The sequence below is a fragment of the Neobacillus vireti genome, assembly GCF_036962345.1.
In the GTDB taxonomy this organism is placed as follows: domain Bacteria; phylum Bacillota; class Bacilli; order Bacillales; family Cytobacillaceae; genus Neobacillus; species Neobacillus vireti_A.
The window spans coordinates 194,902-219,268 of record NZ_JBALNB010000006.1 but is presented as its reverse complement, the minus strand read 5'-3'; the positions used below and the strand labels follow the sequence as shown (position 1 = coordinate 219,268).

General features: G+C 38.8%; 30 protein-coding genes and 1 pseudogene. 17 read left to right on the top strand and 14 right to left on the bottom strand.

Features of this window, described 5'->3' with window-relative positions:
* The 3 genes from V7108_RS07390 to V7108_RS07380 form a co-directional block, all read right to left on the bottom strand.
* Nucleotides 1–242, bottom strand: a 242-nt coding sequence (locus V7108_RS07390) for a transposase (RefSeq protein WP_335567758.1), incomplete at its 3' end; no start/stop codon positions are given.
* Between the two features lie 158 nt (nucleotides 243–400).
* Nucleotides 401–1,261 carry a hypothetical protein gene (locus V7108_RS07385; RefSeq protein ID WP_335567757.1) on the bottom strand — a complete coding sequence of 287 codons (861 nt, stop codon included), beginning with the start codon at nucleotides 1,259–1,261 and terminating at the stop codon, nucleotides 401–403.
* Between the two features lie 6 nt (nucleotides 1,262–1,267).
* Nucleotides 1,268–2,491, bottom strand: a complete 1,224-nt coding sequence (locus V7108_RS07380; RefSeq protein ID WP_335567756.1) for a hypothetical protein — start codon at nucleotides 2,489–2,491, stop codon at nucleotides 1,268–1,270.
* A gap of 234 nt (nucleotides 2,492–2,725) precedes the next feature.
* Between V7108_RS07380 and V7108_RS07375 the strand changes: the two genes are divergently transcribed.
* Nucleotides 2,726–3,220: a flavodoxin domain-containing protein gene (locus V7108_RS07375; protein ID WP_335567755.1), complete on the top strand. Its 495-nt coding sequence runs from the start codon at nucleotides 2,726–2,728 to the stop codon at nucleotides 3,218–3,220.
* Nucleotides 3,221–3,317: 97 nt separating this feature from the next.
* Here V7108_RS07375 and V7108_RS07370 read toward each other — a convergent pair whose 3' ends face one another.
* Nucleotides 3,318–3,995, bottom strand: a complete 678-nt coding sequence (locus V7108_RS07370; protein WP_335567754.1) for an SOS response-associated peptidase — start codon at nucleotides 3,993–3,995, stop codon at nucleotides 3,318–3,320.
* A gap of 165 nt (nucleotides 3,996–4,160) precedes the next feature.
* Between V7108_RS07370 and V7108_RS07365 the strand changes: the two genes are divergently transcribed.
* On the top strand, nucleotides 4,161–5,201 hold the full coding sequence (locus V7108_RS07365; protein WP_335509065.1) for an ATP-grasp domain-containing protein: 1,041 nt from the start codon (nucleotides 4,161–4,163) through the stop codon (nucleotides 5,199–5,201).
* Nucleotides 5,202–5,250: 49 nt separating this feature from the next.
* On the opposite strand, the gene V7108_RS07360 is transcribed toward V7108_RS07365, so the two are convergent.
* The 9 genes and pseudogenes from V7108_RS07360 to V7108_RS07320 all read right to left on the bottom strand — a co-directional run bounded on the left by V7108_RS07360 (nucleotide 5,251) and on the right by V7108_RS07320 (nucleotide 11,065).
* The gene (locus V7108_RS07360; RefSeq protein WP_335567753.1) at nucleotides 5,251–6,516 is read right to left on the bottom strand and encodes an MFS transporter; all 1,266 of its coding nucleotides are present in this window, start codon (nucleotides 6,514–6,516) and stop codon (nucleotides 5,251–5,253) included.
* A 16-nt stretch (nucleotides 6,517–6,532) separates the two neighbouring features.
* Complete coding sequence (locus V7108_RS07355; RefSeq protein WP_335567752.1) at nucleotides 6,533–7,852, bottom strand: ectonucleotide pyrophosphatase/phosphodiesterase; 1,320 nt, start codon at nucleotides 7,850–7,852, stop codon at nucleotides 6,533–6,535.
* Nucleotides 7,853–8,045: 193 nt separating this feature from the next.
* Complete coding sequence (locus tag V7108_RS07350; protein WP_335509070.1) at nucleotides 8,046–8,453, bottom strand: molybdopterin dinucleotide binding domain-containing protein; 408 nt, start codon at nucleotides 8,451–8,453, stop codon at nucleotides 8,046–8,048.
* 42 nt (nucleotides 8,454–8,495) lie between these two features.
* Nucleotides 8,496–8,795 carry a hypothetical protein gene (locus tag V7108_RS07345; protein WP_335567751.1) on the bottom strand — a complete coding sequence of 100 codons (300 nt, stop codon included), beginning with the start codon at nucleotides 8,793–8,795 and terminating at the stop codon, nucleotides 8,496–8,498.
* Between the two features lie 3 nt (nucleotides 8,796–8,798).
* Nucleotides 8,799–8,846, bottom strand: a pseudogene (locus V7108_RS07340) (hypothetical protein); the annotation flags it as partial.
* A gap of 10 nt (nucleotides 8,847–8,856) precedes the next feature.
* Nucleotides 8,857–9,597 carry a molybdopterin-dependent oxidoreductase gene (locus tag V7108_RS07335; RefSeq protein WP_335567750.1) on the bottom strand — a complete coding sequence of 247 codons (741 nt, stop codon included), beginning with the start codon at nucleotides 9,595–9,597 and terminating at the stop codon, nucleotides 8,857–8,859.
* Nucleotides 9,597–9,824 (bottom strand): molybdopterin-dependent oxidoreductase, encoded by a 228-nt coding sequence (locus V7108_RS07330; protein WP_335509078.1) that lies wholly within the window; start codon nucleotides 9,822–9,824, stop codon nucleotides 9,597–9,599. Before V7108_RS07330 ends, V7108_RS07335 begins: the two co-directional genes overlap by 1 nt.
* A 31-nt stretch (nucleotides 9,825–9,855) precedes the next feature.
* The gene (locus tag V7108_RS07325) at nucleotides 9,856–10,398 is read right to left on the bottom strand and encodes a molybdopterin-dependent oxidoreductase (protein ID WP_335567749.1); all 543 of its coding nucleotides are present in this window, start codon (nucleotides 10,396–10,398) and stop codon (nucleotides 9,856–9,858) included.
* Nucleotides 10,391–11,065 carry a TorD/DmsD family molecular chaperone gene (locus tag V7108_RS07320; RefSeq protein WP_335567748.1) on the bottom strand — a complete coding sequence of 225 codons (675 nt, stop codon included), beginning with the start codon at nucleotides 11,063–11,065 and terminating at the stop codon, nucleotides 10,391–10,393. Before V7108_RS07320 ends, V7108_RS07325 begins: the two co-directional genes overlap by 8 nt.
* A 319-nt stretch (nucleotides 11,066–11,384) precedes the next feature.
* On the opposite strand from V7108_RS07320, the gene V7108_RS07315 reads away from it, so the two are divergent.
* The 14 genes from V7108_RS07315 (at nucleotide 11,385) to V7108_RS07250 (ending at nucleotide 22,092) form a co-directional block, all read left to right on the top strand.
* Complete coding sequence (locus V7108_RS07315; RefSeq protein WP_335567747.1) at nucleotides 11,385–12,452, top strand: hypothetical protein; 1,068 nt, start codon at nucleotides 11,385–11,387, stop codon at nucleotides 12,450–12,452.
* A gap of 81 nt (nucleotides 12,453–12,533) precedes the next feature.
* On the top strand, nucleotides 12,534–13,649 hold the full coding sequence (locus V7108_RS07310; protein ID WP_335509086.1) for a glycosyltransferase family 4 protein: 1,116 nt from the start codon (nucleotides 12,534–12,536) through the stop codon (nucleotides 13,647–13,649).
* Entirely contained in the window at nucleotides 13,646–14,422 is a 777-nt protein-coding gene (locus V7108_RS07305) for a HipA family kinase (RefSeq protein ID WP_335509087.1), read from the top strand. The genes V7108_RS07310 and V7108_RS07305 overlap by 4 nt, the downstream gene beginning before the upstream one ends.
* 140 nt (nucleotides 14,423–14,562) lie before the next feature.
* Entirely contained in the window at nucleotides 14,563–15,468 is a 906-nt protein-coding gene (gene galU, locus V7108_RS07300) for a UTP--glucose-1-phosphate uridylyltransferase GalU (RefSeq protein WP_335509089.1), read from the top strand.
* Nucleotides 15,431–16,774, top strand: a complete 1,344-nt coding sequence (locus tag V7108_RS07295) for a UDP-glucose dehydrogenase family protein (protein WP_420489170.1) — start codon at nucleotides 15,431–15,433, stop codon at nucleotides 16,772–16,774. The genes galU and V7108_RS07295 overlap by 38 nt, the downstream gene beginning before the upstream one ends.
* 320 nt (nucleotides 16,775–17,094) lie before the next feature.
* On the top strand, nucleotides 17,095–17,886 hold the full coding sequence (locus tag V7108_RS07290) for a hypothetical protein (RefSeq protein WP_335567746.1): 792 nt from the start codon (nucleotides 17,095–17,097) through the stop codon (nucleotides 17,884–17,886).
* Nucleotides 17,887–18,127: 241 nt separating this feature from the next.
* Nucleotides 18,128–18,367, top strand: coding sequence for a gas vesicle protein GvpJ (gene gvpJ, locus V7108_RS07285; protein ID WP_335520460.1), 240 nt, complete (start codon nucleotides 18,128–18,130; stop codon nucleotides 18,365–18,367).
* An 86-nt stretch (nucleotides 18,368–18,453) separates the two neighbouring features.
* The gene (gene gvpN, locus V7108_RS07280; protein WP_335567745.1) at nucleotides 18,454–19,356 is read left to right on the top strand and encodes a gas vesicle protein GvpN; all 903 of its coding nucleotides are present in this window, start codon (nucleotides 18,454–18,456) and stop codon (nucleotides 19,354–19,356) included.
* Nucleotides 19,353–20,111, top strand: coding sequence for a GvpL/GvpF family gas vesicle protein (locus V7108_RS07275; protein ID WP_335567744.1), 759 nt, complete (start codon nucleotides 19,353–19,355; stop codon nucleotides 20,109–20,111). The genes gvpN and V7108_RS07275 overlap by 4 nt, the downstream gene beginning before the upstream one ends.
* The gene (locus V7108_RS07270) at nucleotides 20,108–20,341 is read left to right on the top strand and encodes a gas vesicle protein GvpG (RefSeq protein WP_335567743.1); all 234 of its coding nucleotides are present in this window, start codon (nucleotides 20,108–20,110) and stop codon (nucleotides 20,339–20,341) included. Before V7108_RS07275 ends, V7108_RS07270 begins: the two co-directional genes overlap by 4 nt.
* Before the next feature lie 24 nt (nucleotides 20,342–20,365).
* Complete coding sequence (locus tag V7108_RS07265) at nucleotides 20,366–21,193, top strand: GvpL/GvpF family gas vesicle protein (RefSeq protein ID WP_335567742.1); 828 nt, start codon at nucleotides 20,366–20,368, stop codon at nucleotides 21,191–21,193.
* 1 nt (nucleotide 21,194) lies between these two features.
* Nucleotides 21,195–21,431, top strand: a complete 237-nt coding sequence (locus tag V7108_RS07260; RefSeq protein WP_335567741.1) for a gas vesicle protein — start codon at nucleotides 21,195–21,197, stop codon at nucleotides 21,429–21,431.
* Nucleotides 21,406–21,669 (top strand): gas vesicle protein K, encoded by a 264-nt coding sequence (locus V7108_RS07255; RefSeq protein ID WP_335567740.1) that lies wholly within the window; start codon nucleotides 21,406–21,408, stop codon nucleotides 21,667–21,669. Before V7108_RS07260 ends, V7108_RS07255 begins: the two co-directional genes overlap by 26 nt.
* A gap of 24 nt (nucleotides 21,670–21,693) precedes the next feature.
* Entirely contained in the window at nucleotides 21,694–22,092 is a 399-nt protein-coding gene (locus V7108_RS07250; protein WP_420489169.1) for a gas vesicle protein, read from the top strand.
* 40 nt (nucleotides 22,093–22,132) lie between these two features.
* Here the strand turns inward: V7108_RS07250 and V7108_RS07245 are convergent, their stop codons facing one another.
* Nucleotides 22,133–22,543 (bottom strand): VWA-like domain-containing protein, encoded by a 411-nt coding sequence (locus V7108_RS07245; protein ID WP_335516317.1) that lies wholly within the window; start codon nucleotides 22,541–22,543, stop codon nucleotides 22,133–22,135.
* A 185-nt stretch (nucleotides 22,544–22,728) separates the two neighbouring features.
* Between V7108_RS07245 and V7108_RS07240 the strand changes: the two genes are divergently transcribed.
* Nucleotides 22,729–24,213, top strand: a complete 1,485-nt coding sequence (locus tag V7108_RS07240; protein WP_335567739.1) for a helix-turn-helix domain-containing protein — start codon at nucleotides 22,729–22,731, stop codon at nucleotides 24,211–24,213.
* Nucleotides 24,214–24,367 lie beyond the last annotated feature (154 nt).

The window sequence follows — 24,367 nt, the reverse complement described above, 5'->3', positions numbered from 1 at the left end:
TTTAATAGGGCTTCAATTTTGCGCCCTGAGAAGACAGATTGCGTGTAGGCACATAAGAGTATTTTAAGCATCATGCGTGGGTGGTAGGCAGGACATCCCTCATTTCGAAGAAATGGTTCCAACGCTTCCTGAGGAATACTTTCAACTAAATGATGGACATGGAAGGCAATATCATTATTTTGTAATTTTACTTCTAAATCTAAAGGCAAAACTAATTGATTCATGATATAATTTTTAAACATAAGGACACTTCTTTCTGATTTTATTTTGTGTGGTAACTTAATTTTATCAGAAGTTGTCCTTATTTTATTGAAAAAAATAAAGCCGGTGAAATTTTACTCGTCGTAAAATTTCACCGGCTTTTTCATTCCAGAGGAGGGTTTTGTCCCAGCCTCTTTTACTATTTTAATAAGGGGTGATCGGGGTTTAGTAAGATATTTTTTATAGATCGTCTTCTTACTAATAGCAGGCCAAGATTGTTCTTTGTTTCAATGATAGATTTATTGTCTAATAATTGATACTTTATTTGATCCTTCCATAAATAAGTGTCCGACTTATCCTCCTCTTCAACCTCTTTAATGTAATATGAAGGAGTACATATACGATTGATTTCGTTGTTTTTTCTTTTTAACGCATTTAGTGCCATGATCTGTTTCATCAAAGCTCCCCAAACACCGCCAAAACTCATGTTTTTCAATGGACTGCTGGTAAGTTGATTAAGTGTCAGCTTGCGTCCATCTTTAAATGTAATCTTGGCATTGACGGCGGAGGCATAATGAACATCTCCAGATAAAATAATACACTTGCTTGGTTTCCAGGAGGCTGCATAGTGTAGAAATTCAGTAAATCCTTTCCCATTATATTTCCAAGCTTCAAAATCAAAAGTAGTCTGAACATTAACACCTAAAACCCGGAGTGTATAAACAAAATCATGTAAAAACGTTTCAATTAGCCCTAATCCATAGAGTGGAGAAGGCGAGACAATGATTAATGGGCTGCCACTATTCCACCCGCTTTTAAAGAGAGTGTTTGTAACATTTTCCCATCCGTCTTTACTCAAAAGCTGTGGAGCCCTCGTGGTTTCCTCGATTATTTCCCCAAATTTCGAAGGTCTAGGGTTACTATTATAATCACGTTTTGTACGTGTATCTAGGAATATTGCATTTGGATGAGTGGGGGCTACAAAATGCCAATTATCATAGTTCCATAGAGTTGTCTGCCAATCCTCACGATACGTATTCATTTTTCCAATGGTTAGCATTTTAAATTATGACTTCATCATCCAAAGGAATCTTTCATCGTAGGTTTCAGGGGAGTTTCCCCATCCTTGAAAGGCCCAAAAAGCTGCCAGGCCATTGGCGACTACATGACTCCCTAGAGGGGAAGTGCTTACGTTCTTCTTCCAGTTATAGGAGATATTCCAATCATCTGTAATATCATGGTCATCAAACATCATATACGTTGGAATGTTTGCAAGGAGACGGCGCACTCGATATAAAAAATGCTGAAAAGAAATCAGCGCTTCTTGTTGTATAGTAAATTCATTTTTTAAAGTAACTCGTTCTTTTTTGTGCTCCTTACTATTCCGTGCTTCATCAGGAAAAACAAAATGAACTTGCTGGTTTTTGACTAACTCCTCGAAGGATTCGAAAAGGGCACGATCTTGCGCTACTTTCCAAAGGTCGGGATTCCATACTAGTAGATACATAGCGGCATATTCCCCAAATTTCATTAGGTGGTTGTTGGAATGTGAAGAGGTGAACTGGCAAAAGTTCTCCATAATATATTTTCTGCCATTGATTTGATTTAATGCTGTGTGAAAGGGTTCATTTTTTAGACGGTCATCTATTAATTCAAGCTGTTCTCCGGTTCCCATTAATTCTTTGCTTAATCTTGATATAACCGGAAACAATGGATTTGCTACATCATCTGCATATAATTGGTCTCCTAATAGAAAAAGTGTATTAGGCCGGATTTGTAAATTTGTATATTCTTTTTCTATTAAAAGGTCGGCTGACGCGAGTGTATCATCATCCTCACCATGTGGCTTTCGACAAGAACCATATAGGATATTACTGTTTTGGGAGGAACTGTTGAGATAAAAGGAAGGATAGTCTAAATTGCCATATACAATGGAGCCAGGACTATCTTTTGAGAGGAAACCAAGGGTCTGTAAATCATGTATTTCCGAGCCTCGTTTAAAGTGGAGATTATAACCGAGTAAAGTATCTGTTGGAAATGTTCCTTTATATGGGGTGAGTTTAAGTAAATGGATAAACAATTGTTTCCCCATCCGTATTGTATGTGTCTCTGTTTTTGTATGGATAAGACGGTACTCAAAAGACTTGGAATCCTTGATTGAAGTGATTCCAAAGATTTTCCCAAGAATCCGGTAACTTTTACTTGTTGCAATCCAAATCGTAATTTCTGTAGAATCGGCTCTTCGAACCATTGGTCCTGACAAAAAAATTGGTAAGGTAAAGGAATTCACTTTATCACCTCGTGATTATTATTCTTCGATTATTCTATTCAATCACCCAGTTTTTGGTGTGGTGATATGGGAGATATGGAATGGAGCGATGAGGGAGATATATTGTAGAAATATTGCCAATATTTTTTGCGGATAATTATTATGTCTGTATTATACTTAGGATAAAGACAATAAAAGACCGAATGCAGGTTGGATTTAGAATGTACAAATTCTCCATGGAGGGTAGGATGATTTATGAAGACATTGATTGTTTATTGCTCATCACATGGTACAACAGAAAAGGCTGTCCAATTACTAAGTGAGTGGATGGAAGGAGACGTCTTAGCGGTAGATCTAAAACGGGATAAAATTACATTTGATGTCAGAGATTATGACTTTGTAATCATCGGCGGCTCTATCCATGCAGGAAGTATTCAGGGGAAAATAAAACAATTTATCGGCAAACATTATGATGAACTAGTAACAAAAAAACTGGGTCTATTTCTCTGCTGCTGGCACGATGGACAAACAGCTCTAGAACAATTTGATATGGCATTCCCAGAGGAATTGAGGAAAGTGTCGGTTGCAAACGGAATTTTTGGCGGAGAATTCCTGGTAAGTAAAATGAACTTTATTGAAAGGCAAATTGTTAAAAAAGTGAATGGCATAACAGAGGATACTTCGAATTTAGATACGACAGCCATCATGAGCTTTGTGATGAAAATTAATGCAACAATCGCTCTCGTATAAAAATTCCTGACCCTTCGCGGGTTCAGGTATTTTTTTTATTTATTCAAGCGTCAAGCGCCAGTGTAACTTCGCCCCACTGGCGCTACTGCCATTTGTTTTAGCAGATTTTTTGAATCAGCTCAATGGAATTGTTTTTTGGTGAATTAACCAGAGGGCTTACTTCATAGGCTTCCATTAAATCTTTATCCAGCGGTTCCAGTAAATGATGGAGCTTAGCTGTGTCGGTAATGGAAGGGTCAAGCCAAAATTTTTCATCTTCTGGTTTTAAGATCACAGGCATCCGGTCGTGAATATCTTGAACTAACTCATTTGGCTGCGTGGTAATCACTGAGCAGGAATAAATCGATTTTCCCTCTGGTGACTTCCAATTCTCCCAAAGACCTGCCATGGCAAACAAATCATTGGACTTCAATTTGATTCTCATCGGGATCTTATTTTTATTATCGATAGTTTTCCATTCATAAAAACTATCCGCAACAATCAAACAACGTCTTTTCTTATAGGCATTACGAAAGCTTGGTTTTTCTTTTAAGGTCTCGGCACGGGCATTAATCAATTTATACCCAATCGACATATCCTTTGCCCAGGGAGGAATCAACCCCCATCGTAAAAACCCCATCCTATTCTGTGACCCATTATTAATAACAGCCAAAACCGACTGAGAAGGTGCCACATTAAAATTGGGAGAATACTCCTCCTCCTGAAGAAAAAACTCAACATCAAAACGATCAATCAACTGATCAACCGTAGCCGTTAACGTAAAACGTCCGCACATAAAACCATCCCCCTTTTGATTCATTATAAACGGTGCCTGTCACCATTTATACATTTTCTTCCCCTTTATACACCGATTTATGAATAAAATGTATAATGTGGAGGTTATAGGCCATAATGTTTAAAGTTTTTTAGTTTGAATATTTCAACGAGAAAGAGGTTGCGTATGAGGATTTGGTTTAATAGGTGGTTTACGACGGTTACCCATTTTATTGAGTTGATTCGTAAGAATGAAGAGGGACGGCATTTTGAGTTTTTTGGTACTCATCCGAGTAGCGATGCTCTCTATTTGCAATATTGTGATTTTGCTTTCACGGAACCGGCCGTATCTGGCAATGAATACATTGAATTTTGCCTTGAATTTTGCCGTAAGCATAAGATAGATATTTTCATTCCTAGAAAAGAAAATGTACTGATTTCGAAAAGGCTGGCTGATTTTGAAGCAATTGGAGTGAAAGTGCTGGTTTGTCCAGATTCTGAAATCATGGAGACACTGGATAATAAAGCCGCTGCCTATCATTCAATTATGCAAAAGGAAGAGGAAGGGGCTGAACTCGTTTCGATTCCTGATTTCTACGTGGTCAATAATTTAAATGATTTCAAAATAGCGTATCAAACGTTAAGGGATAAAGGCCATACTGTTTGTTTTAAACCGGTAATAGGCGAAGGCGCAACGGGTTTTCGTGTTATTGAGGATAAGATTGAAAGTATTGACCAACTGTTTAGAAGGGCCAGCAGCCGCCGTCTGCCATACCATTATGCATGTGAGATTTTAAGCCAGCAAGAGGTTTTTCCGGATCTAATGGTATTGGAATATTTAGATGGACCTGAATACAGCATTGACTGTGTTGCGTCTAATCAGCAGTTATACGCTGCGATCCCAAGGATGAAAGGGGAAGGCAGGGTTAGAGAAATGATCAATCATCATGAGTTGATTCAACTTGCCCACCGATTCCATCAGCATTATCAAATTCCATATATCTTTAATATTCAGGTTAAATATAATCAGGGTGTCCCGAAATTACTTGAAATCAATCCGCGCATGAGCGGGGGGATGCATTTTAGCTGCTTAACAGGTCTTAATCTTCCTTACTTAGCAATAAAATTATTGCTTGGTGAAGATATTGGGCAGCTGAGACCTAAATTTGGGATTCGAGCCAGTCATCTTGAGAAAGAAATGATACTAACGAAAGATTTCTTTGCATAAACAGGAATGCCTTGAGTGCGGAACCCAAGGCATTTCTTTCTTTAGGTTTTTAATTATTTACTTGAATTTTTTCGGTGGTTTCTGGGACTCGCAGTAAAACGGCGCCTCCAAGGATAAATAGAATGACCAAGCTAAACACACCGGCATTTGTATTACCTGTTATTTGGGCAGTGAAACCGACCAAAGCCGGACCAAGGATGGAAGCGAATTTATAAAAAATATTGTAGAACCCAAAGAACTCGTTTGCATTTTCCTTTGGCACTAGCTTTGCAAAATAAGACCGGCTGAGCGCCTGAATTCCACCTTGCGAGGACCCGACAAGCATGGCTAATATCCAGAAATCCAAGGTTGTTTTCATGAAATAAGCATAGATACAAATAATGATATAGATAAAAATACCAACCAATAGCATTGTTTTTCCTGTGAATTTATCTGCGAGCTTTCCGTAAACAAGCGCAAATGGAGCGGCGATTACTTGGGTTGCAAATAAAATGATTAATAGGTTGGTGGATGAAATACCAAGGTCCGTACCATAGGCAGTAGACATCGTAATAATGGTATGAACACCATCAATATAAAAGAAATAAGCAATTAGGAAAAGAAATAAAGGACGGTAAGCTTTAATCCTTTTTAGCGTTTGAAAAACCTTTTTAAAGCTGGTCGATATCGGCTTAGCTACCCGATCGACATAATATACCTGCTCAACATTTTTTAACATTGGAATGGTGAAGGTACCCCACCAAATAGCTGTAATGGCAAAGGCGATTTGCGTTGCGATGGTTACAGATAAGGGCAGAATCCCTTGTTGTGATAATAGAATAAGAGCAATACCGATAATGAAAGGGATAGTGCTTCCGATATAACCCATTGCGAACCCGCGCGCCGATATTTTATTCATACGTTCTTCACTAGTAACATCTACAAGAAAGGCATCATAGAAAATATTTGCCCCTCCAAAGCCAATGACAGTGACAATATAACAGATCAAGAGAATAAGCCACTGGTTACTTGGGACAACAGCTAGCATTGCCGTAAAAGCAATACCTAGTATCACGAAAAAGGTGAAAAGTCTCTTCTTTAATCCCCTAAAATCTCCAATGGTTCCTAAGATGGGGGCACAAATCGAAACGAGAAGTGTTCCAAAGGAATTGGCGTAACCTAAATAAGCAGTAGACGTAGATCCGGCAAGTCCTGCTCCATCCGCAGCTGCTTTAAAGTACAAGGGAAAGATGGCAGTTGTGATTAAAATCGAGTAAGCCGAATTTGCCCAATCATAAAAAACCCAGCTTTTTTCTTGCTTCGTTAATCGACTCATAGCAGTTTCCTCCAATTTATTTGTCGTCTAATAATAAAAGCTCCTCGATCATTTTTCCATCAGTGGCTCCCAAATCTACTCCTAAAAGTCTAGCTAATGTAGGTCCTTCGTCAATGAGGCGTGCCTCGGGAACGATTGTCTTTTGCTTAATTCCTTTTCCTGATGCCATAAAAATGGTAGAGTATTCCGGCTTTTTAGGAGAATATCCATGACAGGCTAATGTGTATTTATGGTCAGATAGAACATCTTCTCGGGTAATTGTTTTTACATAATCTCCCTGAAAATCTTCTAAGAAATAAAAACCTTTTCTTGCTTCAACCATAAATGCGCAGGAACCGTCTGCACCCATTTTGGCAGCCTCCTCAGCACTTAGTATTTTTTCAATACCCGCTTCGGGGTCGGAAAGCAATGAGTTTAATAAATCTTTTACTTTAGAAATTGTTTCTTTATCGTGTCTGTCTTTTACATAAATATATGCTGAGCCATCACAACTTTTACAGTAGGCCTTCCAATTATTTATTATCCCTTTGGTATTGGAGGTAATTAAGTTATGTTTATGGAAAAGTACATTTAGGTTTAGTGCTTTGTTCTCATCCAAGGCACTGTGGTCACCTAGAGCGACGATGGTAGAATTTTCATAAATGCCGCTTTCTTTTAAAGCTTCAAAGATACGTCCGAGACGGTCATTATGCCGATGGATGGCGGCAATGGCTTCATTGGAAGAAAAACCATATTCATGACGCTGGGTGTCTAAGTCGGTAAAGTGTACGAGTAATAAATTCAGTTTTTTTGTTTTGATCGTATGTACGGTGGATTCTAAAACAAAGTCATCCAATTCTGGCTGATTTAAACCGTTGCGAAGATGACCGAACCGTTGGTTGAGGTCCAGTTGATAACATGGACTGCCAGCTCTTAGCGAAACTAGAAATTGATTTTGCCACGGCCGGTTTGGGAAAATTTCAGGCAAATTGTAATCAATCTCTGCTTTACCGGTTACTGGCCAAAGTAATGCGGCTGTTGTCAAGTTTGCCTTTTTCGCTTCATCGTATAAAGTGGTTCCAGAGATAGATTTTCTAAACCAGTTCCAATCCGGTGAAGTTCTTCCCGGCTGAAGCAGGGTATTATTAATGATTCCATGCCGATTCGGATAATTTCCTGTTACAATCGTTGTATGACAAGGATACGTTACAGAAGGGTAAATAGTTTCTACCTTTTCAACATATGACCCTTTTTCAAGGATCGTCTTAAAGTGGGGTAACGTTTGCAAAAACGGAAAATCTAACGCCGAAAGACAATCAAATGAAACAACAATTAAATGATTCGTTAAAGCGTTCATGCATACCTCCTAGAAAACTGACCCTGTACTTTAATTGTACAATAAATAATGGGGATAATTGTTAATTTTTCAATAATTTTAAGGTGACAGGCACTGCAAAAAGACACTTTCCACCCCAGGCGGACAGTGTGGATAGAAAAAAGCCGGTTTTCAAAAGAAAACCGGCTTTTTGGTGTTGACTTTGGGTGTGGTGTTATGCTTTTTGTACTTCGACTAGCATGGTTTGGTGGGCGTTTCCTTTGGCCAGTGGGGTGATCCGCTGGCTGGTGAGGACGTTTGCGCATCCTCCAGTATCTATACCGTCTTTATTTGGTTGATACCATGCACCAGCCTGCATTGCTACTACACCTGGCATAATACGAGGGGTAACTTCAGCTGGAATCATGATGGTTCCGCGGTCATAAATTTTGATACTATCACCTTTTTTTATGCCCCACGCCTCTGCATCAGCAGGGTTTATCCACAGGACCTGTTCGGCCACTTCTTTTAACCATGGGTGATTGGCATACATTGAATTGGTTCGGTTTCTCCCTTTCCACGTAATACACTGAAGCGGGTACTTGTATTGATACACCTTCGGGAAAAATTGAGATATTCCCAAAACGTTTATACGATATGAATCATAGTGAAATTCCTGCGATTCCTATCTATATCCCTGAGTGGGAGGGCGCGGAAGACCCATTAAAAGCATATGATTGGCAGGATTTTCAATTTGGTCTTTGAAGGCAATCCTTGGTCCATCGTATCGCCAGTAATGGATCCTCTTTTTCTTAAATTCCTCAAAGGTCGGGGTGCTTGGTTCATCTTTTCTCGTTTCATCGAGGATCCATTTAATCCAGCCAATCTCATCGCGCCCTTCGGTAAACTCTTTGCCGACACCAAGCCCTTCGGCCACTTCGGATAACCAGTCATAGTCCGAACGAGATTCATAGTAATTCTCCACTACTTTTTCAGAGAGAATTATATAATCTCCTGAAGCCCACGACTCAACGATATTCCAACGTTCAAAGAAAGTAGTCTCTGGTAATAGAATGTCTGCATATTTTGCACTCGGTTAAAAAGTGATCACTGGCAACGATGAACTCTACTAAACTTTCATCTTCGAGAATTTTTTTCGTTTTATTAATATCAGGCTGCTGATTAATTAAGTAATTTCCAGCCAAGTTATAGATTAATTTAATGTTAGACGTCAGCTTTTCGCCATCCTTAAGTCCATTTTCCGGAGTGACCTTACTGGCATCCGTAATCGCGTCTGTCCAGTTCATTATGGAAATGCTTTCTTTAACTGGATTCTCAGGGACCGGAATACCCATCGGGAACTTCCTTGGGATACCGCCATAACCAGAGGCCCAGCCGCCGGAGATTCCAACATTCCCGGTGATTGAAGCTAACATCGTACCGCCGCGGGCAATTCTTTCACCACTAGCATGACGCTGAGGACCCCAGCCCTGTATCAAAGCGGCAGGTTTGGCGGTTGCATATTCCCGGGCAAGCTCAACTATTCGTGAAGCTGGCACTTTACAAATCGCTTCAGCCCATTCAGGTGTTTTTACGATTCCATCTTTTTTGCCAAAAAGATAAGAAACTAACGATTCGTTCGCAGGGATGCCTTCTGGCATATGATCTTCGTCAAATCCAACCACATAGGTATCAAGAAATTCTTTGTTATGAAGGTTTTCTTTGACAATCACATAGGCAATAGCATCCATCAAGGCATTGTCTGTACCTGTAATATAGGAATCCATTAATCAGCAAAAGCAACTGCCGTATTAGAATACCTAGAGTCCACGGATATAATCTTAATCCCAGCTTCTTTTAGTCTTTTATAATAATGAAGAGTATTTCCGAAAATCGTTTCGGAAGGATTATGTCCCCACAAAATGATGAGCTTTGAATCTATGAGAGAATCAAGACTATTTCCTGTTTGGTGCGTACCATAGGTGTAAGGGGTAGCAGCTGCTGTATTGCCCATACTGACGGAATGGTAATAGTTAAGTAAGTCATTAGTCTTCTAGCGAGCTGGGCACCTCCGATTGTACCGCCAGTAGCAGCTGTTCCCTGATGAACATATCTTGCTGCAGGTCCATATTGTTCCGTGATCGTTTCGTTTCTTTGGTAATCGTAGCAACGGCTTCTTCCCAAGTAATTCTCTCAAATTCACCTTCACCCCGTTTGCCCACACGCTTCATTGGATATTTTAATCTGTCTGGATGGTATTGATTTTTCCGATAAGAGCGGCCTCTTACACATGCCTTCATATATGGATTCGCTTCATCTAGATCCGTATTAGTCCGGGCACTGATTCTTGTTATAACCCCATCTCTGACGTGAGCTTTAATCATACATTTTCCGCCGCAGTCTAACGTGCTGCAGGTAGGGACGATGGTTTCACTTGCCTCAACAATATTCTTATTTTCAGATAGATATTTAGTGGACCAGACTCCGCCAGCAATTACAGGAACAGAGGCAATGCCAGTCCATTTCAATAACGACCGACGTGAAAGTTTTCGCTCGCCAATTTGTGTAAATATGTTTTTATCACTCATCCTTCAGTGCCTCCTTCAAAAATTGTATTAGTTCAGATTCCAGGCTAAGATACTCCCCCAAAAGTAAGGCAGTTCCTTTGTATAATTCAAAAGATGTTGATTTGCTCATTATTTCACAAAGATGAGGGCCACATTTTAAAAGATGATTGGTTAGGAAGGAGTCTTTCTCGTCCAACCATTTACTTTTCGTATCCTTGTCATTGACTCCTACTGTTTTTTGAATCAGAAAGCTGAGAAACTCTAATTCTATTACAATGTGATCTTCAGGCTCGTTCCCTTCTCGGATGAAAGATAAACCATATTGGTGGTAGCATTCTCTAACCGCAAGGGTTATTTCTTTAAATAAGAGGTGTTCTTGACCTAAATACACCGACTCCCAAAGAGGAGCAGGTAACATATTTGGGCCTACAAACAGCCGGTTATATTCTGCTTGTAATTGTTTCATATACTCACCATTGTCTGTATGGAGAAGCTGGATTCCTTTTTGGATGAGCCCGCATGCATCACTGATTTTACATAGTGACTGAAACTGCATTTGATTTGAAACATCTAATAAAGCTTTCCGATGTGGCGGTAAATCAAAAAAAAACCGAATTAATTGATTTAGATATAACCTACTCTGTATGAGCTGAGATTCATTTACGATTGTGTTCTCATTTGTATACATAAAATCTCCTTTCCTACCTTCAGATACTTTAATAGTATTATCGGAAGAAAATATGGCTGAAAGGAATTTTATTAAATGTTAAACAAGTTTCATTATTTTTTTAACAAAATGTGGATATCGATAATGATTATCAAACAAAGGTAAGATTCATTTATGTATACATTTTACAATATATAGTCAATTGCCTTTACACTTTCTCATCCAATTGAATTTAATATAGTAGGCAGTAAAAAACGTGGTCTTTAAATAAGACAAGCATGCTGAACTGCCGTGTTCTTTATTTAATCATGCTTTAACTTGTAAAGGAAGGAGGAAATATATGTATAATCAGAATGATTTAGAAAAGTGGATGAACAACATTAAAGTAACCAATTTGGTTAATGCTGACGTGGAAGTGGTTAATAACACACCATTAGTAATGATGGGAAAGGGGCGCCAAGGAGCGGTTTTCCAATTAACGAATGACATCTGTGTAAAGGTGTTCGGGAATACGGAAGATTGCGACCGTGAATATTATGCTTTATCCCTGGGGCAGCACACTTCACTTTTACCAATACTTTATGGGAAAGGACCTCTCTATATTGTGATGGAAATCATTAGGGGGGTAGATTTACGCGAGTATTTGCAATCGCAGCCATTAACACAGGCACTTTCTGCAAGATTAATTGTAATGTTAATCACGTTTAAGAAAATTGGATATGAGCGAATAGACCATCATAAGCGGCAGATTTACCTGCAGCCTGATGGAGGTTTAAAGGTCATTGATGTTGCGAGAACCATTTGGCGTGATCGCGTCTATCCATACCCACGAAAATTATTGACTTCCTTAGGGGAAGAAAATAAAGCCATCTTTATGACACATGTTCAAGAAATGGCACCGGAGTTATATGCGGAGTGGCTACACTACATTCGCATGGAAGAAATCTCCCGGCAAATAACTGCTTTACTTCTTCCCGAGGAACCGGATAAAAATTCCATTAAAAATCTTAGTAATAGCCTGTTGACAACAGCGGATGAGAAAAATTATGTGAATTTGCTGCAGGGTCTTGTTCATAAAGTTTTCAAGGAAGAATGGATCAAAACGATGCTTGCACGCGGGGCAGATCCAGAAACAGTCATGGCCAAAATCGATGAACATTGGGACAAACTTGAACAAGACTTTGAGGAAAGACACCCAGAAGGCGAACGTCACTCTCTAGATGATCGTGAACACGATAAAGGAAAATACTCCGACGGAGAAAAAAGTAGACGCAGCAAAGGCGCTAAGGGTGGTAAGCGCTACTCAGGAGATCGATACGATGATCGCGACCGACATCATAATCGCGACCGACACCATGATAAGGATCGGAAGCGAGCTAAAAATAAAAATAAAAAAAGGGGTCACTAACAGAATTTGTAGTAAATAGGGTCGTTTAGGAACCAAACCATTACCTGAGGAAGGAGCCCAATGAAACGAGGAGAAACGAAAATGAAAATATTAGTAATTTGGCGTCTGCTCACAGTTGGCGGGGTGAATGCCGGCTGGCGCAACCGCTCGATTTATTTTAAAAAACAGGGAATTGATACGGAGTTTTTGTATACGACTGATCACGGCGGCCTTCATATTATGGAGGATGTTGCTCCCGTCTATTTAACCAAGGATGAACAGGAAATTATTAAAATAATTCAAGACAACCACTATGATGCCATTATTGTGGTTGACACAGGTGCAGCCTTTAAATGGATTCGTAAAGCAAAATATAAAGGTCCTGTATTGATTGAGGCACGTACACCAGAGTTGTTAAAGTTAAAGCCTCACTTAAAATCGTTTAAAGGGATCGTTCCGGAAGCAATCATCGTTCCTTCACACTATCAAAGAAGATTAGTTTCTATTCTAACGGATGAAATTCCGATTCATGTCATCTACAACGGAATTGATACTTCTTTTTATCGAGCTTTGTCCACTGAAGAGATTCTGTTTGACCGTGACCCGATTCTTCCAAAAGATAAGAAAATTATTGGCTGGATTGGCAGATTGGACAAACGAAAAAACTGGCAAATGCTCATTGAAGTGGCTAAGCTGATGAAAAGCCATCGGGATGATATAGAATTCTGGGTCATTGGCGGCGCTCAAAGTGTCCAGCGGGAGGAATTCGCTGCGAAATGGCAGGAGGAGAACCTTACTGATATTATCAAATGGTTTCCGGTGATACCATATCAGAACATGCCGCATGTTTACGCGAAAATTCGACAATCTGGCGGCTGCACACTGGCCACAACAAAGACGGAATCATTTGGAAACACATTTATTGAATCGATGGTATGCGGAGTTCCAGTGGTTGCTTCAAAGATGATGCCTGTCACCGAATTGGTTGTCCATGGAGAACATGGGTTGCTTTTTCGGGGTCAAAATGTTGAAGATGCCATCTGCCAGCTTACTAGTATCATAGATGATCCAGCATTGCAGCAACAAATGTCAGAAGCAGCCATGGTACGTGTCCATGAAAGGTTTGCCATTGAAGTGGTAGCAGAGCAATATGTACATTTGTTGAAAAAGATTGTTGGCAACGTTCCTTCAAACGATAGTGGGGTGGAAGAACAATGATTCAGCCAGTCACTTATAAGAAATCACTTGCAGGTAAATCGAATGCTCATTTAATTACATTTGATGACGGGCGGGATTATGTGGTGAAGTACTTCCAGCCTGGTTTTGAAAAAACGCTTGCGAACGAATGGGTTGCTTATTGCCTGGCACGTTACCTCGACCTGCCGATCCCCTTTGCACAATTGGTAGAAATCCCAAAAGAGTTTTCCGCTGGAATTCCTGAACTCTCTCAAATAACTCAGACGCAGTTTCAATTTGCTAGCCTTTATGTACCAGATTGTTTTGATGGTCATCAAGTGACCGAAGTTCCTGCGATTTCCAACCGGGAAAACCTTGCAGGTATTATTCTTTTCGACTATTGGATGTGCAACCGTGATCGAACAAGGAAAAACATCGTGTTATGTGATAATGCGCAAGGTTCCTATCATTTATGGATTATCGATCATGCCGAGGTGTTTGATTCTTACAATTGGGTGGCGGAGGATTTAGAGGCGCTTCCAGTCACGCTATTAAAAAGTGCTACACACCAAATCATGGCGTGTTTTATTGAGAAGGAGCAGGATTTTTATGAGCAGCTAGAAATGATCCAAACACTCCCGATTCATTTAATAGAAGAAATAGTGGCGCTGATTCCTAACGATTGGAATGTAACAAGTGAAGAGAGAAAAGCAATTGTAACGACATTGGTCATACGTCGTAAAAAAATCCTCAAAAAATTGATGGAAAGGTTTATTAAGAGAGTTTATCAGCCAATCCACTTAAAAGTTGAATGACTCCCTTGCTGTTAAAGGAAAGGGGGTTTTATTTTTAACAAAATGTAATTGAAATTAGGAATTTTACTAGGTTACTAACGTGACCGGAAGTTGTCCACCTGCATATAAAAGTATAAGGAGAAAAAGAAAGGAGGAAGCATATGAGAATCCGTAAGGCCATTATACCAGCAGCTGGCCTCGGAACTAGATTTTTGCCAGCTACGAAAGCACAGCCAAAAGAAATGCTGCCGATTGTGGATAAACCGACCATTCAATATATTGTCGAAGAAGCAGTTGCTTCTGGGATTGAAGAAATCATTATCATCATCGGTAGAGGGAAAAGGTCGATTGAGGACCACTTTGATAAGTCGTATGAGCTTGAAGATACTCTCTATAAAAAAAGCAAGCTTGAGATGTTAGCGGAAGTCCAAACGATTTCAAACTTAGTAAATATTGTTTATGTCCGTCAAAAAGAACCGCTAGGACTTGGACATGCCATTCTTTGTGCAAAAAGCGTCATTGGCGATGAACCATTTGCGGTTTTACTTGGGGATGATATTGTGATGTCGGAAACGCCTTGCTTAAAGCAGGTGATCGATGTGTTCGAATATTATAATAGTTCGGTTGTAGCCGTTCAAACAGTATCAGAAAAGGACGTAAGTAAATACGGAATTATTAAACCCAAGGGGACGATGATAGAATCGGACCTTTTCCATATTGATTCACTTATCGAGAAACCCACCATTGAGGAAGCACCTTCAAGATATGCAATTATGGGCCGCTATGTTTTGACACCTAAGGTATTTGAGATTTTAGAAAGAATTCCAGTGGGACGAGGGGGAGAATTACAGCTCACCGACGCTATCAACGAACTAAATAAAGAACAGGCTGTTTTTGCCTATAACTTTGTGGGCAACCGCTATGATATTGGCGATAAAATTGGTTTTATTAAGGCAACGATCGATTTCGCTTTGAGTCGAGAAGATATCAGGGCAGCTGTTTTAGATTATTTACAGGAAGTTTATAAAAATGAAAATCTCCAAATTAGTAAAAGAGAGACTGATTGATATGAAGATTGCTGTTTTAGGTACAGGCTATGTAGGACTGTCAACCGGTGTTTGCTTATCCCAAATCGGGCACCAGGTCACATGCCTTGATATAAATGAACAAAAGATTAATCAATTACGTAATGGTATTTCCCCAATCTATGAACCAGGACTTAAGGAATTCCTAACTGCCAATATGGAAGCAGGCAGATTACGATTTACAACCTCCCAAACTGAAGCACTAACTCAGACAGAAATTATCATTGTTGCGGTTGGAACGCCACAAGGTGAAGATGGTGCAGCGGACCTTTCTTTTTTGGTACAAGCTGCAAAAGATATTTCTATCTTTATTAATCAAGATACAATCATCGTGATTAAAAGTACGGTGCCGGTAGGAACCAATGACCTTATTAAAAAAATGATTGAGGATCACTGTGGTTTTAAGGTGAAAATGGTTTCGAATCCAGAATTTCTCAGACAAGGATCTGCGATTGAGGATACAATGAAGGCTGACCGAATCATTATCGGTTCTGAAAATGAAGAGGCTGCTAGAAAAATTCATGAGATGTATCGACCATTACATGTCCCAGTCATAGTGACAAGTACGAAAAGTGCAGAAATGATCAAATATGCTTCAAATGCGTTTTTAGCAACGAAGATTAGTTATATCAATGAAATTGCTAATTTATGCGAAGCGGTTGGTGCCGATGTACAAGATGTTGCCCGCGGGATGGGGAAGGATAAGAGGATCGGAGAGGCGTTTCTAAATGCTGGTATCGGATATGGCGGTTCCTGTTTTCCAAAGGATGTCAAAGCGTTGCTGCATACCGCAGGGGCTAACGGGGTGAAATTCCCATTATTAAAAGAAACCATTGCGATCAATGATTACCAGCGTGAATTGTTAGTGTTGAAGGCATTAAAGCGGTTTGGGGGATTAAAAGGGAAAAAAATAGCTATGCTTGGACTAGCCTTCAAACCGGAAACAGATGATATGAGAGAAGCACCCTCCATCCCACTTTCCGCTGCGCTGACAAAATACGGTGCAGAAGTGGTCGCTTACGACCCTGTGGCAACAGAAAATGCGCGGAAAATCATTGGGGACAGTATTAAATATGCTGGTTCCATAGCCGAAGCAGTTGATGAAGCAGATGCGGTTTTGATTGTGACAGAATGGAACGAGATAAAAAGTATAGATGTAGCAGAAATGCTGACGAAAATGAAAGAACCAATTATCTTTGATGGCAGAAACTGTTTTCCTGAAGAAACAATCCGGGACTGTCGTTCGGTAGAGTACTATCCAATAGGAAAACCAGCTATCATTATATAAGGCTCTTTTCTTTTACTCTGTTGTTCTTTGGAACAAAATTTAATGATTGTACTAAGTTTTCTGCAGGAAAATAGAATAAATTTAATAAGAAAAGAGCTACAAACTAAATTCTAAAGCGCAAAATAACTATTTCCACGTTAAAATCGGCTTTAGGATTTTAACAGTCACCTTACGAAAACAGACTTAAATAAAAAAAGGCATGATCTTTGCAGTAAAGCATTAAAGCAAAAATCATGCCTAAAGTTTTTTTATTCCAACGAAATCTTTGCTACAATAAAAATGTGAGCAAATCAAATAAAGAAGAAATACGGTGATTACATATGGTTATTGAGCATGAGCAGTTAGAGCGGAGTGGTTTGACTCGTTATGTTCCTCCAAAGGGGGACTTTGAGGAGTTTCGGGATGAGGAGCATTACCGAGAGAAGTTGAAGGAATGGGGGCTGTCGTCAGCGAAGGAAGCGAAGCGGGAGTTTTTATTTAAGGAGCGGAATTATCAACGTGTGGTAACGATTAAAGGCTATGAAACCTATGGGAAATCAGAAGAGTATAACACGCTTGTCATCGAGTTTCAGGATGGGAATTTGAGCTGTATTCATCCTGCGTTTCTAAAAGAAATGCAATCATCAAGTTTCGGCAGGGAGAGTATGCTGCAGGTGGAGGATAAGGACTTCAGTGCACCGGAACAATCACCTGTTAATGAAACGAAGGAAGAAAAACAGGCTGCAAAACCTGAACCTAAAAAAGCAAAGGCTGCGAAACCGAAAAAAGAGAAAGAACCACAGATCGAACTTCCTGTCGATAAGGTTCATTTTACGGCGGCTGTGAAACAATTTGCACTTACATATAATCCATTTAATGAAGAAAATGATGAAGTTGTCGTCCTTGAAAATGTGACAATCATCCAAGAGCCGCCCATTGAGATTGGTCTTGCATGGTGCAGCCATAGCAAAACACTGAAAAAGTTCGAATTAGCCCCGGGAGATCAGCTTGAATTTGATGGGAAAGTAGCGAAAAAGAAACTGGCAAAAGGTAAGGATGTTGACGAGGAATTTATCGTGGAGAGTGCAGTTTTGTATAAAGTCAATAATCCATCAAAAATCGTTAAAAGCTAAAACAATCGAATAGGAACACCCCAGTAGAAGAGATTTCATTTATGAAGTCTCTTTTTAATATGGCTCAACACAGCACCTGTCCATTTCAATATACGATTTATTTCATATAGTAACATAAAACCGTTTTTAAACGGGCAAAACGAATCTGCTATAAAAGGGTTCAGTTCGTAACCAGCAAGGAAAGTAAGAATAATGTAAACTAATTCCCTTGTATGCAGTGAATGGAAGGAGGGGAATAAGGATGGCTGCAATTCAAAAGAGTGTTGATTCTTCAAGCTTAGCAGAGGTAATTGATCGTATTTTAGATAAAGGCGTAGTTATTGACCTATGGGCACGGGTTTCATTAGTAGGAATTGAACTTCTCACAATTGATGCCCGTATTGTTATCGCTAGTGTTGATACATGGTTAAGATATGCAAAAGCGGTTGGGCTGCTTAAGGACGACCATCACCATCATCATCCTTTTGCGGAAGAATCCTAAGTAGGGTTTAAATAAAATGCTGGAGCCGGGGTCTGACTATACCTTGGCTCCTTCTTTTATAAATAACAATTTAAGGAGGAAGGATTTTGGACCAGTCAGGAAAGGATGACAGGACTATCGGGTTTGTAAATACTCCCTTTTTCGAAGACATTATTGCCAGAGCCCTGCAATATTTGCAATCAGGGTTTCCCGTTCATTTTGTAGGACCAACTGGGGTCGGTAAAACCAGTTTAGCACTGTTTATTGCTAAAAAGATCAACAAGAAGGTATCCGTAATTCGAGGTCATCATGAATTGTCCAATAAAGATTTATTAGGTCATTACTATGGAGTAACGAGGAAAGAAATGGTTGATAACTATATTCACACTGTTTATAAAAGAGAGCAAGAAGTCAAACCTTTGTGGATCGAAGGGCAGCTCATTGACGCAGTGAAAAATGGACATGTGGTAATTTATGATGAGTTTTCACGTTCTCGCCCAGAAACGAATAATATATTTTTATCCCTATTGGAGGAAAGAGTGTTACCTGTTTATGGTCATGGAAAGAAATCATTTATTAAATGTCATCCTGATTTTTCAATCATTTTTACAAGTAATCCAGATGAGTATGCGGGAACCTTTCATACCCAGGATGCACTCTTAGATCGATTGATTACGATTCGTTTAGATTCCTGTGATCGGGAAACAGAAATAGAAATACTGAAACAAAAAAACGGTTTAAGCGTCCTGGAAGCACAAGAAATAGTCAGACTTGTTACCAATCTAAGAGCATATGGCAGAGGATTTTGTCCCAGCCTACGTGCATCCATTATGATTGCAACAATTGCTAAAAAAACAAACATTCCAATTGATCCGGTGGTTCCCGAATACCACACGCTATGTCTAGATGTATTAAGCAGACCAATGCAACAAATCCTCCCTAATGAGCCTAGAGCATTAATACAGGATATTATACTAAAGGAGATTTCGAGAAAGGAAGAAAAAAGATGAGTACACAAAGTGGAGTGTACATTTTTTGTGCGATACCAGAAAATAATCCGAAGAAATTTGGAAGCGTTCAGTTAAATGGCAAGAAAAGTGGAGTATTTACGATCCACTACAAAAATGCTGCAATGGTTGCTGCCAAGGTAACGGGAGAAGTTTTACCGAACAGGAATAATCTAATGGCCCACCAGCAAAAAATCGCGGAAGTAATGAAACAATATAGCATTATACCGATGAGCTTTGGAAATGTATTTCACTCAAAAAACGATGTCCTCCTAATAATGGAACATTTAAACGAGGAATTTGAAAAACTATTTTCACAATTAGAAAACAAGATAGAGGTAGGCTTAAAGGTTATCCCCAAGAAGGAATGGATTGAACAAGAGATGAAGAACAATCCACTCTTAAATGAGTGGAAATTAAAAAATAAAGACCACAATGACCCCGCTTCCTTTTATGAACAAATCGCAATCGGTGAACAGGCACAAAATTTTATTCAACATCTCGAGAATGAAGCCGCTGCAGAAATTTACGAATCACTATTGGATCTGGCAGAAGCAGGAAAGCTGAATAATACGATTCCCGGAAAAACTATTATGAATGCAGCCTTTCTCATAGATAAATCGAATGAAGCCACCTTCGACAACAAGGTAAATGGATTGTATGAAAGTTGGAAGGATAAAGCAGAGTTTAAGTATTCTGGTCCATGGCCCGCCTACAACTTTGTGAATATCCGATTAAGGATTGAAGGAAATCTATGATATTTAAATTTTTTACATTACCCATCACTGCGTTGCTTAAGCTAGGGGAGAAAATTCAAGAAGAAGCAGATCAAGAACTTTACAATCTCACTTATATACAACAACAGCTTATCGAATTGCATATGATGTTCGATATGGAAGAGATAGACGAACAAACCTATGCGGAACAAGAAGAGGAATTGCTGTATAGATATAAAATAGCCAAAGAAAGAGAAAGAAACGAGGAGTAAGTTTTCTTTAAGGAGGAGGTACCTATGGCCCATACATCGATTGTATTGGAATTACTTTATTTGTACGGAATAATTCCTGTTGAGGAACTTCAAGAGAAAGATGTTCCATCCTTGATAGGGATTGATCAAAAGGAAACCTCAATTATCACTTTTAAAGAACTAGCTGCAGTCATTACCCCTGTTAATTCCCTAACATATTCCCAGCAAGAGATTGATATTCAATTAAAAGATGCAGAATGGTTAAAACAGAAAGCATTTCATCATCATGAGTGCATTTCTGTCCTCCATGACCAGTACACCATCCTGCCCATGTCATTTTGTACTATTTTTCAAAATGAAAATACTTTAAAACATTTACTTAATGAAAAGTACGAGGAGATTCTAGGAAAGCTCAGTACGTTTAAAAATAAACAAGAATGGAACCTTAAAATTTATTGCGATTCAGAAAAGTCATTCACCTATGTAGTAAACCACAACCCAGCGGTAACACAGTTAAGAGAAAGCTTAGCAGCTATGCCTAAAGGAAAACAATTTATTATGAAAAAGAAGCTCAATCAGCTGATCACTTCTGAATTAGAGAAGGAACATATACAGTGGTGGCATGAAATGATAAAGGTGCTAGAACCCTATTTTAGTGAATCAAAGCTCAGGAAGAATTGGGGAAAAGAGATGTCTGAACGAAACGATGAAATGATTATAAACTGCGACTTCCTGATTGAAAAAAGCAAAGTCGAACTCTTTTTAAAGGAAATACAAGAAATAGAACGAAGGTATCAAATTACAGGCTGTACCTTTCAAGTAACTGGACCTTGGCCGCCTTATCATTTTTCAAAGAAAGAAAAGGAATCGTAAAATGGAGCAGTATCATCCTTTTGAAAATAAAGAAATGACACTACTAGATCTCCTAGATGGAATCATTGATACAGGTGTAGTTGTAAGTGGTGAAATTTTAATTTCGATTGCCAATATCGATCTAATTGTAGTGGATCTTAAGCTGCTCATTTCATCGATTGAAAGTGCATATGGACCAAGTAACAGAAAAATGGTTGAGGAGGCTGATCACATTGGAACGATTACCCCTAGATTCTAACCAAGTAGAACAAGGATTAGCAAAATTAGTCCTGACGATTGTCGAGCTGCTTCGCCAGCTCATGGAGAGACAGGCAATGCGAAGAGTGGAAAGTGATTCGCTGACCGAAGAACAAATAGAGGAATTAGGTTTAACATTAATGAGGTTAGAAGAAAAAATGGATGAATTAAAGCAGATTTTTGGCTTAGAGAATAAAGACCTCAATATCGATTTGGGTCCATTAGGAAACTTGTTATAAAACTGATATAAGGAGGGGATTGGTATGCCCATTCATCACACTCCCCAATCGTCGAATTTACTTGAGGTGTTAGAAAAAATATTAGATAAGGGAGTCGTCATTGCAGGTGATATCAAAATCTCATTAGCCGATGTCGATTTATTAACGATAAAAATAAGGCTCCTAGTTGCCTCGGTAGATAAAGCAAGAGAAATTGGAATGGATTGGTGGGAAAAAGATCCATATTATTCTTCAAAAGGGATAATGGCGGAAAAAGAGCGTGCCCAATTACTAGAAAGAATTAATCGTTTAGAACAGCTTGTTGAAAAAGATAAACTCCCGCTCCCAATGAGGGAGCAATCTATTGCCATTCCAAAAGAAGAAAGCTCGTCTTCTTCTTTTCAGGATCCATCCCCGCCTCATTTGGATGAAAGCTCATCATAATAATTAAAGAGGAGGTATACTCCTCTTTTTGCTGATGATTTTACACGATTTTCATAACCTTTCCAAATGGTGCTTTAGGAACAAATTCGGTTGGCACTAGCCAATATACTTCATAGGGAACTTGCATGTCTTCTGGTAGAAAGCCAGTTAAATCAGAAATATAGAAAACCGTCTCTATTTTCTCCTCTTCTGCCCATTCCAGTGCCAAAGTATAGGAAGCTTTTCCGTGCGTGTAATACTTTATTTCACTGCCCTCTGTGATTGGCTCTACAGTCCGTAATTTAAAATCCGCTTGAACGAGTATGGTTTCAGGAGTTAGCTCTTTGAAAAAAGTTACAATATTTGCGATGAGGTCAATTTTTGTTTCATTTGTTGAGGTATCCACGATTAATGCAAGTTTTTTTCCTTGACGGTCCTGAATAATTTTAAGAAGATTTTTGTGCCATTTCATCCCTTGAATTTCCCCTCTCTTCAATAGTCACAAAAATTATTATGCTCATAATGAACCTTTGAATTCGATTAAAATTATTTCATTTTGTGTATAAGATATTTAAACGGAAAATAGTTGTGGATTATCACATAAGATGTATACTTTTATTATATTATCAGCACTATTTTTGGATGGGAGCGATTTTAATGGAAGGAAAATGGCTGATTGCAGACCGTGATCTAAATGAGCGAGAGGGCTTAAAATGGCTGTTAAAATCATCTTCCATACCTGTGTCCACGATTCTATTAGCCTCCAATTATCAAGACTTTATCGTTACTTTTGAGAAGGAGTCACCAGATATCATTTTATTAGAACTGGATATGGTTAGAAGTGATAATTGGTCTAGTTTAAAAGAATTAGTGCAAATCTATCAACCTATTTTGCTGGTAACAAGTGCAGAGGCTACCTTTGAAAAGGCTCGCTTAGCGATTGACCTTCAAGCCCTAGAACTATTAATTAAACCGTTTTCTGCCACAAAGGTGAAGTCTGCATATCAAAAAGCAACAAAAGTACTTGATAAGAAACAGGATACTAAAGCTTCTCCTCATTTACATTTTAATAATGACTTATCGTATGAAGCTCTTTTTATTTCTGAAGGCTCAGTTTCTGAGGACTATAAAATGGCTGCGTTTAAAATTGAAAATACAAACAAACTTGCTGTTCTGTATTCCTTTTTAACAGATTATCCTTTTAGAGAAATTCATGGGGTATTCCCTTTACACGATAAGGTTGTTCTTTTATTTAAAGAAGCTTGCAAGAATAGCAAAGAACAGTGTCAAAAGGCAATGAGAAAGTGGGAAGAGGAATTCTCTGATACTCTTGCTATAGTAGTACGTAACAATAAGTCACCACAAGAAAGTCTCAATGAAAAATTTCTTGAAACGCAAAAAATGCTGGAATTTACCTATTATCGCGGATATCGGCAAATTGTGGAATTTAAGTATACTCCCGAATGGATACATATCGACCCTTTTTTGGCTCCCCCTGAACAAAGAGTTTGGGTGGACATGCTATCAAATCATGATATAGAAGGTATAAAAAGATGGCTTTACGATGAATTTCTCCAATTAGAAGATCCTTATCCAGATCCCGGATTGGTAAGAATCAGACTGACGAGTATTCTAGCGCAAATAAGACGATTTATGAAGACCAATGATTTAGATGAACAGCAAAACTACGAAAAAGAGTACCGCTATATCTTCCATTCCATTTTGTATGATAGTGTGCTTTATCGGTCTGTACAAAATTTAATCTTATTTGTTCAAAAATTATTTTTAGTAGCAGGCTCCAATCCCCAGATGTTCAAGCAAGACCTCATTGAGCGAGGTATCGCCTTTATTGAGTCCCATTTCGCTAACAGGGATCTAAAGCTAGAGGATGTGGCAAAGTATGTCGACCGAAATCCATCATATTTCAGTCATTTGCTGATCTCAAAGACAGGACGAGGCTTTACGGACATACTTTCAGGCATAAGAATGAAAGAAGCGAAACGGTACCTGCTTGAAACCAGTAAACCAATAAAGGAAATTGCACTATTGATTGGTTTTCATAATCCCAATTACTTTAGCAGAATATTTAAAGAAATTGTCGGAGTGTCACCGAGAGAATTTCGGATGAATAAAAAGCGATAAGACTCAGAAAATACTGAGTCTAATTTTTTCTAATAAAAATATACTTTTCTAAAAATAATATAGTTATGGGCTAAAAATAAACGAGTTATACAGATAAATAGTGCTAATTTTCTAATGATTGATTTGTATTTTTCAGAAGATTTTATTTTTATAA